Genomic DNA, 12,606 nt, shown 5'->3' with positions numbered 1-12,606 from the left:
CGCACCACCGAGACCGCGTCTGACCTGTGGCACACGCGAGGAGAACCACCATGACCAACATCCTTGCCGAGCTCGGCAACGCCGCGAAGCGCGACGACGTCCCCGACTTCCGCGCCGGCGACACCGTCAAGGTCCACGTCAAGGTCATCGAGGGCAGCCGCTCGCGCGTCCAGATCTTCCAGGGCGTCGTGATCCGCGTGCACGGCTCGGGTATCGGTCGCACCTTCACCGTCCGCAAGGTCTCCTTCGGCGTCGGCGTCGAGCGCACCTTCCCGCTGCACTCCCCGATCTTCGAGCAGATCGAGATCGTGACCCGCGGCGACGTGCGTCGCGCGAAGCTGTACTACCTGCGCAACCTGCGCGGCAAGGCCGCCAAGATCAAGGAGCGCCGCGAGTTCTGATCCCGTCGGGGCCGACCCTCAGGGTCGGTTCCTAGGATCGACGCGTGACCACCGAGGACCGCGAGACCCCACCGGCCGACCAGGCCGGGACCGGGGACTCGCGGTCCTCGTCGTCTCGCTGGCGCCGGATGCGCTGGTGGCAGGAGCTGCTGGTCGTGGCCGTGGTCGCGCTGGTGGCCGCCGCCCTCGTCAAGACCTTCCTGCTCCAGCCGTTCTACATCCCCTCGGAGTCGATGGAGCCCGGGCTGGTCAAGGACGACCGGATCCTGGTCGAGAAGGCGTCGTACTGGTTCGGCTCGCCGCAGCGCGGGGACGTGGTCGTCTTCGCCGACCCGGGCGGCTGGCTCGCGGAGCCCGAGGCGGACGGCGCGGTGGCCGCCGTCCTGGCCCGGCTGGGGCTCCAGCCCACCGGCGGGCACCTGGTCAAGCGGGTCATCGGCGTCGCGGGCGACACGGTCGTGTGCTGCGACGAGGAGGGCCACCTCCAGGTGAACGGCGAGACCATCATCGAGCCCTACGCCCGCCCCGACGCCGCCGGCTGCTTCGGGCCGATGCAGCCGGGCTGCGAGTGGAGCGCCGGGCCGGTGCCCGAGGGGCAGGTCTTCGTCATGGGCGACAACCGCGCGGAGTCCGCGGACTCCTCCTACTGGCTCTGCCCGCCCGCCGCCTCGGCCTGCGAGCCGGATCCCTACGTCGACGTCGACCTGGTCGTCGGCAAGCTGGCGGCGGTCGTGTGGCCGCTCGACCGTCTCGACCTCGGCGGCGGCACCGAGGTGTTCCTGGAGGTGCCTGAGCCGTGAGCGTGCTGCCACGCGGCGTGACCGTGCGGCGCGACGCCGGGATGTACGGCTACGAGCGCGCGCTGCGCCGCCACGGTCTGGACCCGGTGGCCGGCGTCGACGAGGCCGGCCGCGGCGCCTGCGCGGGCCCGCTGGTGGCCGGGGCGGTCGTGCTGCGGCCGGGGCGCGCCGGCGTGATCCCGGGACTCGCGGACTCCAAGCTGCTCACCGAGCGGGCCCGGGAGCGCTGCTACGAGGAGGTCGTGGCCCGGGCGCAGTCGTGGTCGGTGGTCGTGGTCTCGCACGAGGAGTGCGACCGGCTCGGCATGCACGTCGCCAACGTCGAGGCGCTGCGCCGCGCGGTCGCGCTGCTCGACGTCGCCCCGTCGTACGTGCTCAGCGACGGGTTCCCCGTCGACGGGCTCGGCGTGCCCAACCTGGCGATCTGGAAGGGAGACCGGGTCGCGGCCTGCGTCGCGGCCGCCTCGGTGATCGCCAAGGTGACCCGCGACCGGCTGATGACCGGGCTGGACGCGGAGTACCCGGCGTACGACTTCAAGACCCACAAGGGCTACATCACCCGCACCCACACCGCGGCGCTGCGCGAGCACGGCCCCTGTCCGGTTCACCGGATGCGGTTCGTCAACGTCCGGCGGGCCGCGGGCCTCGAGGTCGACGCGCCGGGGCACAATGGCGAGACCCCGTCGGTCCTGGCTGGGCTGAGCGAGGGGCAGACCCTGGAGGAGACGCGATGAGCACCGAGGACCTCGAGCGCTACGAGGCCGAGATGGAGCTCACCCTCTATCGCGAGTACCGCGACGTCGTCGGCATCTTCAAGTACGTCGTGGAGACCGACCGCCGCTTCTACCTGTGCAACCAGGTCGACGTGAAGGCGCGCACCGAGGCCGGCGAGGTCTTCTTCGAGGTCTCGATGACCGACGCCTGGGTGTGGGACATGTATCGCCCCGCCCGCTTCGCGAAGAACGTCAAGGTGCTGACCTTCAAGGACGTCAACGTCGAGGAGCTCAGCCCTTCGGACATCGATCCGCCCAAGCAGTAGCCCGTTCGGGCCATCTCGCGGCGCGGGTGCTGCCAGGCGCGAGGCGGCTGTCCTAGGGTCCGGGAGCGGTTCGCAAGCCGCAGGTGGCGGCCTCGGACCGTCCGCCTCCCTCCGGTCGAAGGTGTGCCGATGCCCCGGTCCCGTGCGCGCTCCGAGCGCGGCGCGGCGGCGGTCGAGTTCGCGCTCGTCGTGCCGTTGCTGCTCCTGCTGGTGTTCGCGGTCATCAGCTACGGCTACCTGCTCAGCTTCCGCCAGGCGCTGTCCCAGGGCGCCTCGGAGGGGGCGCGCGCGGTCGCCGTCGAGGTCGACGCCAACACCGGGGGCGCCGACGCGCTCGCCGTGATCGACGGCTCGCTGGACAGCTACGGCGTCACCTGCGCCAGCGCGGCGATGACCTGCGAGGTGTCCGCGCCGCAGCGCTGCGGCGCCGAGGCGGAGCCGCTGTGCGTCACCGTGACGCTGAGCTACGACTACGAGGCGGACCCGCTGCTGCCGTCCTTCCCGGGGCTCGGGCTGGTCCTGCCCGACCGGCTCTCCTACACCGCCGTGGCCCGGGTCAGCTGATGGCCGGCCATCTCGGCCGGGACCGGGAGAGGCGCGAGGAGCGGGGCGCGGTCCTCGTGCTGGTCGCGGTCGTCGTGGCGCTGTGCCTGCTGGTCGCGGCCTTCGCGGTGGACCTCGGGATGCAGCGCGTCGTGCGCCGCGACCTGCAGGCGCTCGCCGACGTCGCCGCGATCGACCTCGCGCGCGAGCTCGACGGGCGCGCCCGCTCGGAGTACGGCACCAGCCTCGACCCGGTGCTCGCCGCCACGCTGTCCCGCAACGACGACGTCCTGGGGGACCCGGCCGAGCTGAGCTACGAGCTCGGTCGCGTCTCCCCGACGGGCGGGTTCGTGCCGGTCGGCGCCGAGGAGGTCCCGAACGCGGTGCGCGTGCGCGCCGACGGCGCCGTCGACTTCGCGATCGCCGGCGGTTCGGGTCGCGCGAGCCGGGCGGCGGTGGCCTCCGCGGAGAAGGCCTCGTGCTTCCGGGTCGGTTCCTACGCCGCCGGGCTGAGCTCGAACGAGTCGGCGGTGCTGCGCCCGCTGCTGGCGCTCCTGGGCGGACAGGTCGACCTGAGCGTGCTCGACCTGCAGGGCCTGGCCGCGGTCGACGTACGGCTGCTGGACCTGTTCGGCGCCGACGGCCTCGGGCTCGACGTCGACGCACTGGACTGGGACAGCCTGCTGGGCACCGAGGTCACCTTGTCGCGCCTGTTCCTCGCCACCGCCGACGTCCTGCGGCGCGACACCGGGCGGGTCGCCGAGATCGACCTGCTCCAGCGCCTCGCCCAGGTCAACCTGCCGCACCTCGACCTCACCCTCGCCAGCCTGGTGGAGATCGACACCGCGGGCCGCTCGGCGCTCGACGCCGAGGTGAACCTCCTCGACCTCGTCGCCGCCTCGCTGTTCCTGGCCAACGGCACGAACCTGCTCGGTCTGGACGCGGGTCTCGGGTTCTCCAGCGCCGATCTCCTCGGGCGCCTCGGCGGCTTCCTGAACACCCTCGGGGTCCTCGGGGTGACCGTCGACCTGCCGGTCTCGCTGGGCGTGGGCCAGCGCCCGGTCCTCTACTGCGGGACCGTGGACCGCGTCGAGGGGTACAGCTCCCAGGTCCAGCTCAGGGTGGGGAACCTCGCCCCGGGCAGCGAGGAGGTCGTGGTGAAGATCGCCGGGACCACCGTGGCGCTGAACCTCGACCTGTCGCTCGACCTGACACCGGTGCGTGCGCGACTGCGCGACGTGGTGTGCGGGGCCGGCGGACGCAGCGTGCGCTTCGACGCCGTGCACGGCCTCCTCGACCTCGACCTCGCCGTCCGCCTCCGGGTGGCGACCTGGGACCCGGCGAACGTCGTGCCCGACCTGATCAGCGCGCCGCTCAGCATCAAGGTCACCCCGGCCGGCGCGTCGACCTCGGTGTCCGTCCCCTGGGCGCCCGGCAGCTTCGAGACGCCCGGCCTCGTCGGCCAGGGCGACGGGCTGCCGGTGGGTCAGGTCTCGATCACCACCGCGCAGCTCACCGCGCTCGGGATCCCGATCGGGATCGCCACCTCGTGGCTGGTCGACCGGCTGCTCACCGAGACGGTCAACTGGCTGCTCGCGAGGTTGAACACCACGGTGCTGACCCCGCTCCTGCGCTCCCTCGGCCTCGAGGTCGCCGGCGGCCGCATCCACCTGGCGCCCACCCCGGACTGCGGCGTCCCCGTCCTGCGCGGCTGACCCGCCGAGTCGGCCCTTGTGGCGCGGCGAGTCGGCGCTTGTGGTGCGGCGAGTCGGCGTTTGTGGTGCGGCGAGTCGGGGTTTGTGGTGCGAGGCGGGCCACCTGGCGTCCACAGGGTCGCCGACGACGGGTGGCGTCCACAGCCCGAGACCGGGTCCCGCCCGGCGCCGTGCCCGAGGCCGGAGGCTGACCGCAGGAGGTCAGCCCATGACGACGACAGCAGCCCGCAACCTTGCCCTCGGGCAGTACGGCGAGACCCTGGCGGTGCGCCACCTCACCCAGCGGGGCATGGTCCTGCTCGACCGCAACTGGCGCTGCGACGCCGGCGAGATCGACCTGGTGCTCCGCGACGGGCCGGTGCTGGTGGTGTGCGAGGTCAAGACCCGCTCCAGCAGCGAGCGCGGCACGCCCCACGAGGCGGTCGACGAGGTCAAGCTCGCCCGCCTCCAGCGGCTGGGGGAGCGCTGGCGCCAGGCGCGCGGCCTCGGGCCGGTGGACATCCGCGTCGACCTGGTCGCGGTGCTGCGCCCGCGCAAGGGCGCCTCGGTGGTCGAGCACGTCCCCGGGATCGGCTGATGCCGTTCGCCACCGCGCGCACGGTCTCGCTGCGCGGCGCCCTGGGGCACGTGATCGACGTGCAGAGCGATGTCTCGCCCGGTCAGGTGGGCACCACGATGGTCGGGCGCCCAGACGTCTCGCTCAACGAGTCCCGCGACCGGGTGCGGATGGCGATCATCAACTCCTCGCTGCCCTGGCCGGCGACGAAGCGGATCACGATCCTGCTCTCGCCCGCCGACCTCCACAAGTCCGGCACCCACTTCGATCTTGCGATCGCGATCTCGCTGCTGGCGGCCGACGGGTGCGTCCCCCCGCGGGCGCTGGAGGACGCGCTGTTCATCGGCGAGCTGTCCCTGGACGGGGCCCTGCGCCCGGTGCAGGGGGTGCTGCCGATGGTGCTGGCCGGATCCGCGCGCGGGCTGCGCCGGGTGTTCGTGCCCGAGCCCCAGGCCCAGGAGGCGGCGATGGTGCCCGGCACCTCGGTGCTGGGCATGCGCTCGCTGGCCCAGGTGGTGGCCGAGCTGCGCGGGGAGGAGGTCCCCGAGGCGCCGCCGGTGGTGACGTCCTCGGGATCGCGGCTGCTGGCCTGGCGCGGGGAGACCCGCATGGAGGAGGTCGACATGGCCGACCTGATGGGCCTGGAGGACACCCGCTACGCCCTCGAGGTGGCCGCCGCAGGCGGGCACCACCTGATGCTGTCGGGGCCGAAGGGAGCGGGCAAGACCAGCATCGCCGAGCGGCTGCCCTCGGTGCTGCCCGACCTCGAGCCCGACGAGTCCCTCGAGCTCACCGCGCTTCACTCCCTGGCCGGCACCCTCGATCCCGATCACGGGATGCTCGTGCGGCCGCCGTTCTCGGCCCCGCACCACGACGCCAGCAAGACCAGCATCGTGGGCGGCGGGTCGGGACAGGTGCGCCCCGGCGCGGTCAGCCTGGCCCACGGCGGGGTCCTGTTCCTCGACGAGTTCCCGCTGTTTCGCAGCGACGTCATCGAGGCGCTGCGCCAGCCCCTGGAGAGCGGCGACATCGTGATCGCCCGCACCGACGAGCAGGTCCGGCTCCCGGCGCGCGGCATCGTGGTGCTGGCATGCAACCCCTGCCCGTGCGGGGAGTACACCGCCAGCGCCCGCACCAACCGCTGCCAGTGCCCCGAGGTGCGCCGCCGCGACTACCGGGCCAAGGTGACCGGTCCGGTCGCCGACCGCGTCGACATCGTGCGCCACGTGCCGGCGTTCAGCCCCCACGACGACCACCGCTTCGCGGTGCGCGAGTCCTCCGCGGTGATCCGGCGCCGGGTGCACGCCGCGCGGCGACGCCAGGCCGAGCGGTACGCCGGCCTCGCGTGGCGCCTCAACGCCCACGTCCCCGGCGCGGTGCTGCGCGAGTCGTGGCCTCTCGACGCGGCCGGGCAGCGGCTGGTCGACGACCGGATCTACGCCGGCCGGCTGACCGCGCGCGGCGCGGTGCGGGTGCACCGGCTCGCGCTGAGCGTCATGGACCTCGCCGCCGTGCGCAACGGCGTGGTGCGACCCGGCCCGGGACCCGGCGTCGAGGACGTCGCCGCCGCGCTGCAGCTGCGGCTCGGCGAGCCCCTCGCGCTCGACGTGATCGAGGTGCGCGCCGGATGAGCGGGCACGAGGAGGAGCGCCTGGCCCGGGCCGCGCTGTCGCGGCTCAGCGAGCCGGGGGAGCCACGGCTGAGCAGCCTGGTCGCCCAGCTCGGCCCGGTGGTGCTGCGCGACCGACTGCTCGAGGGGCGCGGCAGCGACGGCCTCCAGGACGACGTCGCGACCCGGCTCGCGGCCTGCGACCCGGTCGCGGAGCTCGAGCGGGCCGACCACCTCGGGCTCCGGTTCGTGATCCCGGGCGACGAGGAGTGGCCGACGCAGCTCGACGACCTCGCCGCGGTCGAGCCACTGCACCGACGCGGCGGCGTACCCGTGGGGCTCTGGGTGCGCGGCCCGCTGCGCCTTCACGAGCTGCGCCACCCGGTCGCCGTCGTCGGGTCGCGCTCGGCGACGACCTACGGCACCGCCGTCGCGGCGGAGATCGCGGCGATCGCCGGCCGGGAGGGGTACGCCGTCGTCTCCGGCGCGGCGTACGGCATCGACCACGCCGCCCACCGCGGGGCGGTGTCCGCCGAGGGGCCGAGCGTCGCGGTGCTGGCCTGCGGGGCCGACCGGGTCTATCCGGTGGCGCACCGCGCGATGCTGGAGTTCCTGGCCGCGGAGGGCGCGGTCGTCTCGGAGGCGCCGCCGGGGTGCGCGCCGACCCGGATCCGGTTCCTCAGCCGCAACCGGCTGATCGCCGCCCTGGCCGAGGGGACGGTGGTCGTGGAGGCGGCGGTGCGCAGCGGCGCCCTCAACACCGCGACCTGGACCTCGCGGCTCAACCGGCACCTGATGGGCGTGCCCGGCCCGGTCACCAGCGCGTCCTCCCAGGGCGTGCACGAGCTGGTGCGCTCCGGAGCCGCCACCCTGGTCACCTCGGGCGCAGACGTGCTCGACGTGCTGGGCGCGGTGGGGGAGCACCTGGTGCAGGTCCCGCGCGCCCGCGAGCGTGCCCGCGACCGGCTCACCCGTCGCCAGCAGCAGGTGCTCGACGCGGTGCCGCTGGCGCAGGGCGCCCCGGTCGACTCGGTGGCGCGCACGGCGGGGATCGCCCTGCTGGAGGTGCAGACGGCGCTGGCCGGCCTGGAGCGCGGCGGCTACGTCGAGCGCGACGAGGACGGCTGGCGGCTCGCCGCCCTCGCTCACGACTGAGCCGTCCCGCCTTCCTAGACTCGGGCCATGACCGACGACGGCACCGGGACGCCTGCACCGTCCGCTCAGCCCGGTCCCGCCGCGGGGGACGAGGAGCTGCCCGAGCCGATGGCCCGGGTGCTCGGCGAATACGAGCGCCACCTGGTCTCCGAGCGCGACCTGACCCCGCACACCGTGCGCGCCTACCTCGGCGACGTCGCCGGCCTGCTGGAGCACGCCTCGCGCCTGGGCCAGACCGACGTGGCCGAGCTGGACCTGCGCACCCTGCGCAGCTGGCTGGCCAAGCAGCAGACCCTGGGCCGCTCGCGCACCACGATCGGGCGCCGCGCCACCGCCGCCCGGGTCTTCACCGCCTGGCTGGCGCGCACCGGGCGCCTGGCCACGGACGTCGGGTCCAGCCTGGGCTCGCCCAAGGCGCACCGCACCCTGCCCGCGGTGCTGCGCACCGACGAGGCCAGCGACCTCATCGCGGCCGCCACCGACCTCGCCGACGACGGCCCGGTCGGGCTGCGCGACGTGGCGATGCTCGAGCTGCTCTACGCGACGGGGATCCGGGTCGGCGAGCTCGTCGGCCTCGACGTCGACGACCTCGACCACGACCGCCAGCTGGTCCGGGTCCTGGGCAAGGGCCGCAAGGAGCGCTCCGTGCCGTTCGGGCGCCCGGCCGCCCGTGCCCTGCGCTTCTGGCTGCGTCAGGGCCGGCCGCTCCTCGCCCAGGACCACTCCGGGCCGGCGCTGTTCCTCGGCGTCCGGGGCGGGCGCATCGACCAGCGCGCGGTCCGCACGCTCGTGCACCGCCGGATCGGCGCGGTGCCCGGTGCCCCCGACATCGGCCCGCACGGGCTGCGGCACAGCGCGGCCACCCACCTGATCGAGGGCGGGGCCGACCTGCGCTCGGTGCAGGAGCTGCTCGGCCACGCGTCCCTCGCGACCACCCAGCTCTACACCCACGTGAGCAGCGAGCGGCTGCGGAGCGCCTACCAGCAGGCGCACCCGCGGGCCTGAGCCGCGCGGGTCGCGAGCGGCCGCCAGCCCGGCTCCGCGCCCGCCAGGGCTGGCACGGCGACGGCCGCGCGGGGCGCCGGACCCGGGGCGACCGGACGCAGAGGCGCCGCAGCGCGCGGCGGCGTACCGGCCGGCGCGTCCAGCGGGAGCAGCCGGACCGGCCCGCCGCCCACCAGGCGCAGCGGGTCGAGGTAGGTCTCGGCGCCCTCGATCCAGCCCCAGTGCAGGCAGGCCTGCGGTGCGCAGTGCGACCCGGCGGTCTCGAGGGTCCCGAGCGGGCCGCCGGCCGGCACCGGCGCGCCGACCTCGACCCCCGCCGTCACCGGTTCGTACGTCGTGCGTGTGGCGCCGTGCCTCACGACGACCACGCCGCGCCCGGCCAGCCGACCGGCGAAGGACACCGTCCCGGGCAGCGCGGCCCGCACCCGCGCGCCGGGCGTGCCGAGCAGGTCGACCCCGCGGTGGCCGGGGCCCCACGGCTCGGCCGGCGGGTCGAAGTGGGCGACCACGGCGGGCTCGGGGACCAGCGGCCACACGCCCACCGGGTCCGGTGCGGGGGAGGCCGCCGCGGGCGGCACCCCCACGGTCACCCCCACCGGCGATCCGAGCAGCGCGCCCAGCAGCGGACCCACCACGAGCCCCACGACACGTCCATACGCGACCATGGTCCACAGGCTCGCGCGGCCACCGCTGAGACGGGCGCGGCGACGTCCGCGCGGGGGAGCGGACGGCCGCCGAGCCGGGCTGTGGAGGCCCGGTGGCTCGGATTCGCGGGGTGCCCCGGTTCTCGCGTAGGCTGGGCGCCGCAATCGGTGTGACCTCACACGGATTGACTTCGCACGTCGGCTGACCACGACGGGACCTGCTCCAGGGCCCGACCACCCGTGGGCGGCGGTCCTCGGTCCCGGGCATCCGGGTCGGACCTCGCGCCGGCGTCAGGGCGAACGGCACCCGCCGGATCGCACGCAACTGAAAACTACCGGACCCCTCGTCGGTGAGCCCTCCTGCGCGAACAGGTGAAGGGCGCACACGTCGGCGGCGGGCCCACACAGGAGAGAATCACCATGGCAGTCGTGACCATGCGCCAGCTCCTCGAGAGCGGCGTCCACTTCGGACACCAGACGCGTCGCTGGAACCCGAAGATGAAGCGCTTCATCATGACCGAGCGCAACGGCATCTACATCATCGACCTGCAGCAGTCGCTGGCCTACATCGACCGCAGCTACGCCTTCATCAAGGAGACCGTGGCCAAGGGCGGGACGATCATGTTCGTCGGCACCAAGAAGCAGGCGCAGGAGGCGATCGCCGAGCAGGCGACCCGCGTCGGCATGCCCTACGTCAACCAGCGCTGGCTGGGCGGCATGCTCACCAACTTCCAGACCGTGCACCAGCGGATCAACCGCCTCAAGGAGCTTGACGACGTCGACTTCGACAACGTCGCCGGCTCGGGCCGCACGAAGAAGGAGCTCCTGCAGATGAAGCGGGAGCGCGACAAGCTCGACAAGACCCTGGGCGGCATCCGCGAGATGGGCCGCGTCCCGTCCGCCGTGTGGATCGTCGACACCAAGAAGGAGCACCTCGCCGTCGAGGAGGCTCGCAAGCTCCGGATCCCGATCATCGGCATCCTGGACACCAACTGCGACCCCGACGAGGTCGACTTCCCGATCCCGGGCAACGACGACGCGATCCGCGCCGTCGGTCTGCTGACCCGCGTCGTCGCCGACGCCGTCGCCGAGGGCCTCATCTCCCGCTCCGGTGGCAAGGCCGAGGGCGAGACCGCCACGCCGGCCGAGCCGCTCGCCGAGTGGGAGCGCGAGCTCCTGACCGGTGACGCCGAGAAGGCCGCCGAGACCGCCACCGACGCCACCGAGGCCCCGGCCTCCGAGGCGACCGGCGCGTCCTCCGAGGGTGCCGAGGCCGCTGAGGTCGCCGAGGCCGCCGCCCCCGCCACCGAGGGTGCCGAGGCAACCGAGGTCGCCGACGAGGCGAAGGCCTGATCAAGCCCTACGACGCAGCGACCGCGGGCCGACGGCCCGCGGTCCGCTGCGCGTGTGGCCCGGCTCGCGGGGCCCATCCGGTTGCCGAGCCGTACCGACTCCCCACCAGACGACACAGAGGGAAGAAGCACCATGGCTAACATCTCCGCGGCCGACGTCAAGAAGCTCCGTGAGCTCTCCGGCGCCGGCATGATGGACTGCAAGAAGGCGCTGACCGAGGCCGAGGGCGACTTCGAGAAGGCCGTCGAGATCCTGCGCATCAAGGGCGGCAAGAAGATGGCCGAGCGCGCCGCCGAGCGCGAGGCGTCCGCCGGCCTGGTCGCCACCGCCGGTGGTGCCCTCGTCGAGCTCAACTGCGAGACCGACTTCGTCGCCAAGAACGACGCGTTCATCGCCGCCGCCGACCAGATCGCCGCCGTCGCGAACGAGTCCAAGATCGGTGACGCCGAGGCGCTCAAGGCCGCCCCGCTCAACGGCAAGACCGTCGGCGAGGTCGTCAACGACCTGGCCGTCTCCATCGGCGAGAAGATCGAGCTCGGCCGCGTGGCGTACTTCGACGGCAACGTCGTCACCTACATGCACCGTCGCGCCGCGGACCTGCCGCCGGCCGTCGGCGTCATCATCGAGTACACCGGTGACGAGGCCGCCGCGCGCGCCGCCGCCATGCAGGTCGCCGCGATGCGTCCGAAGTACCTCAGCCGTGACGAGGTCCCCGCGGACGTGGTGGCCAAGGAGCGCGAGATCGCCGAGGCCACCTCGCGCGAGGAGGGCAAGCCCGAGCAGGCGATCGCCAAGATCACCGAGGGTCGCCTCAACGGCTTCTTCAAGGACGTCGTCCTGCTGGAGCAGCCCTCCGTCGTGGAGAGCAAGAAGTCGGTCCAGGCGGTGCTGGCGGACTCCGGCACCGAGCTGACCCGCTTCGCCCGTTTCGAGGTCGGGGCCTGATCCACTAGGTTTCACCCAGACATCACAAGGAGGCCGGTCCCGCTTGATCCCCCACACACGAGGATCAGCGGACCGGCCTTCTTGCATCTCCCGCACACCCGCGATGAAGGGAACCCCCGTGGCTGGTTACCGCCGTGTCCTCCTCAAGCTCTCCGGAGAGGTCTTCGGTGGCGGACAGGTCGGCCTCGACCTCGACGTCATCAACGGCATCGCCGCCGAGATCGCCGACGTCGCCCGCTCCGGCACCGAGGTGGCGATCGTCGTCGGCGGAGGTAACTTCTTCCGCGGCGCCGAGCTGCAGCAGCGGGGCATGGAGCGCGCCCGTGCCGACTACATGGGCATGCTCGGCACCGTCATGAACTGCCTGGCCCTCCAGGACTTCATCGAGAAGCACGGCGTCGAGACGCGGGTGCAGACCGCGATCACGATGGGCCAGGTCGCCGAGCCGTACATCCCGCGCCGCTCGATCCGCCACCTCGAGAAGGGCCGCGTCGTGATCTTCGGCGCCGGCGCCGGCATGCCGTTCTTCTCCACCGACACCGTCGCCGCCCAGCGCGCGCTCGAGACCCGCTGCGAGGTCATCCTCATGGGCAAGCAGGGCGTGGACGGCGTCTACGACTCCGACCCCAAGACGAACCCCTCCGCGGTGAAGTTCGACGCGCTGACCTACGACGAGTTCATCGCGCGCGACCTCAAGGTCGCCGACGCGACGGCCGTCAGCCTGGCGCGCGACAACGATGTCGACATGGTCTTCTTCAACCTCTCCACGCCCGGCACGATCGCCCGCGCGGTCTCGGGTGAGAAGATCGGTACGACGGTCACCCGCGGCTGACGCGTCCCG

Annotated in this window: 14 protein-coding genes; 13 read left to right on the top strand and 1 reads right to left on the bottom strand. The window is 73.6% G+C overall.

All coding sequences use genetic code 11. The features are described 5' to 3' along the window. Positions 1-50 precede the first annotated feature (50 nt). The 10 genes from rplS to HOQ23_RS01995 all read left to right on the top strand — a co-directional run bounded on the left by rplS (position 51) and on the right by HOQ23_RS01995 (position 8,823). Positions 51-401: a 50S ribosomal protein L19 gene (rplS, locus tag HOQ23_RS02040; protein WP_172211350.1), complete on the top strand. Its 351-nt coding sequence runs from the start codon at positions 51-53 to the stop codon at positions 399-401. A gap of 44 nt (positions 402-445) precedes the next feature. Then, positions 446-1,201: a signal peptidase I gene (gene lepB, locus HOQ23_RS02035; RefSeq protein WP_367650327.1), complete on the top strand. Its 756-nt coding sequence runs from the start codon at positions 446-448 to the stop codon at positions 1,199-1,201. Next, positions 1,198-1,935: a ribonuclease HII gene (locus HOQ23_RS02030; protein ID WP_172211348.1), complete on the top strand. Its 738-nt coding sequence runs from the start codon at positions 1,198-1,200 to the stop codon at positions 1,933-1,935. The genes lepB and HOQ23_RS02030 overlap by 4 nt, the downstream gene beginning before the upstream one ends. Next, positions 1,932-2,240: a DUF2469 domain-containing protein gene (locus HOQ23_RS02025; protein WP_172211346.1), complete on the top strand. Its 309-nt coding sequence runs from the start codon at positions 1,932-1,934 to the stop codon at positions 2,238-2,240. Before HOQ23_RS02030 ends, HOQ23_RS02025 begins: the two co-directional genes overlap by 4 nt. Before the next feature lie 129 nt (positions 2,241-2,369). Further along, positions 2,370-2,804: a TadE/TadG family type IV pilus assembly protein gene (locus HOQ23_RS02020; protein WP_172211344.1), complete on the top strand. Its 435-nt coding sequence runs from the start codon at positions 2,370-2,372 to the stop codon at positions 2,802-2,804. Continuing rightward, the gene (locus HOQ23_RS02015; RefSeq protein ID WP_172211342.1) at positions 2,804-4,498 is read left to right on the top strand and encodes a pilus assembly protein TadG-related protein; all 1,695 of its coding nucleotides are present in this window, start codon (positions 2,804-2,806) and stop codon (positions 4,496-4,498) included. Before HOQ23_RS02020 ends, HOQ23_RS02015 begins: the two co-directional genes overlap by 1 nt. A gap of 208 nt (positions 4,499-4,706) precedes the next feature. Then, positions 4,707-5,075, top strand: coding sequence for a YraN family protein (locus tag HOQ23_RS02010; protein WP_172211340.1), 369 nt, complete (start codon positions 4,707-4,709; stop codon positions 5,073-5,075). Further along, positions 5,075-6,685, top strand: a complete 1,611-nt coding sequence (locus HOQ23_RS02005; protein ID WP_172211338.1) for a YifB family Mg chelatase-like AAA ATPase — start codon at positions 5,075-5,077, stop codon at positions 6,683-6,685. Before HOQ23_RS02010 ends, HOQ23_RS02005 begins: the two co-directional genes overlap by 1 nt. Further along, entirely contained in the window at positions 6,682-7,818 is a 1,137-nt protein-coding gene (gene dprA / locus HOQ23_RS02000) for a DNA-processing protein DprA (protein WP_172211336.1), read from the top strand. Before HOQ23_RS02005 ends, dprA begins: the two co-directional genes overlap by 4 nt. A gap of 108 nt (positions 7,819-7,926) precedes the next feature. Beyond that, positions 7,927-8,823, top strand: a complete 897-nt coding sequence (locus HOQ23_RS01995; RefSeq protein ID WP_253945108.1) for a tyrosine recombinase XerC — start codon at positions 7,927-7,929, stop codon at positions 8,821-8,823. Here HOQ23_RS01995 and HOQ23_RS01990 read toward each other — a convergent pair. Further along, a complete protein-coding gene (locus tag HOQ23_RS01990; protein WP_367650326.1) occupies positions 8,796-9,467 on the bottom strand; it encodes a peptidoglycan DD-metalloendopeptidase family protein in 672 nt (223 codons plus the stop codon). The two genes, HOQ23_RS01995 and HOQ23_RS01990, sit on opposite strands and share 28 nt — an antisense overlap. A gap of 420 nt (positions 9,468-9,887) precedes the next feature. On the opposite strand from HOQ23_RS01990, the gene rpsB reads away from it, so the two are divergent. The 3 genes from rpsB to pyrH all read left to right on the top strand — a co-directional run bounded on the left by rpsB (position 9,888) and on the right by pyrH (position 12,597). Beyond that, positions 9,888-10,820, top strand: coding sequence for a 30S ribosomal protein S2 (gene rpsB / locus HOQ23_RS01985; RefSeq protein ID WP_172211330.1), 933 nt, complete (start codon positions 9,888-9,890; stop codon positions 10,818-10,820). 132 nt (positions 10,821-10,952) lie between these two features. Further along, positions 10,953-11,765 (top strand): translation elongation factor Ts, encoded by an 813-nt coding sequence (gene tsf / locus HOQ23_RS01980; RefSeq protein WP_172211328.1) that lies wholly within the window; start codon positions 10,953-10,955, stop codon positions 11,763-11,765. 118 nt (positions 11,766-11,883) lie between these two features. Continuing rightward, entirely contained in the window at positions 11,884-12,597 is a 714-nt protein-coding gene (pyrH, locus tag HOQ23_RS01975; protein ID WP_367650325.1) for a UMP kinase, read from the top strand. Positions 12,598-12,606: the final 9 nt, after the last annotated feature.

Source organism: Nocardioides sp. zg-DK7169, from assembly GCF_013155365.1.
Classification (GTDB): Bacteria; Actinomycetota; Actinomycetes; order Propionibacteriales; family Nocardioidaceae; genus Nocardioides.
This window is presented reverse-complemented; position numbering and strand designations above follow the sequence as displayed.

Bases quoted from the DNA above. Each gene is read 5' to 3' on its own strand.
- dprA (WP_172211336.1), top strand. From the start codon at position 6,682: ATGAGCGGGCACGAGGAGGAGCGCCTGGCCCGGGCCGCGCTGTCGCGG.
- HOQ23_RS01995 (WP_253945108.1), top strand. From the start codon at position 7,927: ATGGCCCGGGTGCTCGGCGAATACGAGCGCCACCTGGTCTCCGAGCGC.
- HOQ23_RS02015 (WP_172211342.1), top strand. From the start codon at position 2,804: ATGGCCGGCCATCTCGGCCGGGACCGGGAGAGGCGCGAGGAGCGGGGC.
- HOQ23_RS02010 (WP_172211340.1), top strand. From the start codon at position 4,707: ATGACGACGACAGCAGCCCGCAACCTTGCCCTCGGGCAGTACGGCGAG.
- HOQ23_RS02020 (WP_172211344.1), top strand. From the start codon at position 2,370: ATGCCCCGGTCCCGTGCGCGCTCCGAGCGCGGCGCGGCGGCGGTCGAG.
- rplS (WP_172211350.1), top strand. From the start codon at position 51: ATGACCAACATCCTTGCCGAGCTCGGCAACGCCGCGAAGCGCGACGAC.
- HOQ23_RS02025 (WP_172211346.1), top strand. From the start codon at position 1,932: ATGAGCACCGAGGACCTCGAGCGCTACGAGGCCGAGATGGAGCTCACC.
- rpsB (WP_172211330.1), top strand. From the start codon at position 9,888: ATGGCAGTCGTGACCATGCGCCAGCTCCTCGAGAGCGGCGTCCACTTC.
- HOQ23_RS02005 (WP_172211338.1), top strand. From the start codon at position 5,075: ATGCCGTTCGCCACCGCGCGCACGGTCTCGCTGCGCGGCGCCCTGGGG.
- tsf (WP_172211328.1), top strand. From the start codon at position 10,953: ATGGCTAACATCTCCGCGGCCGACGTCAAGAAGCTCCGTGAGCTCTCC.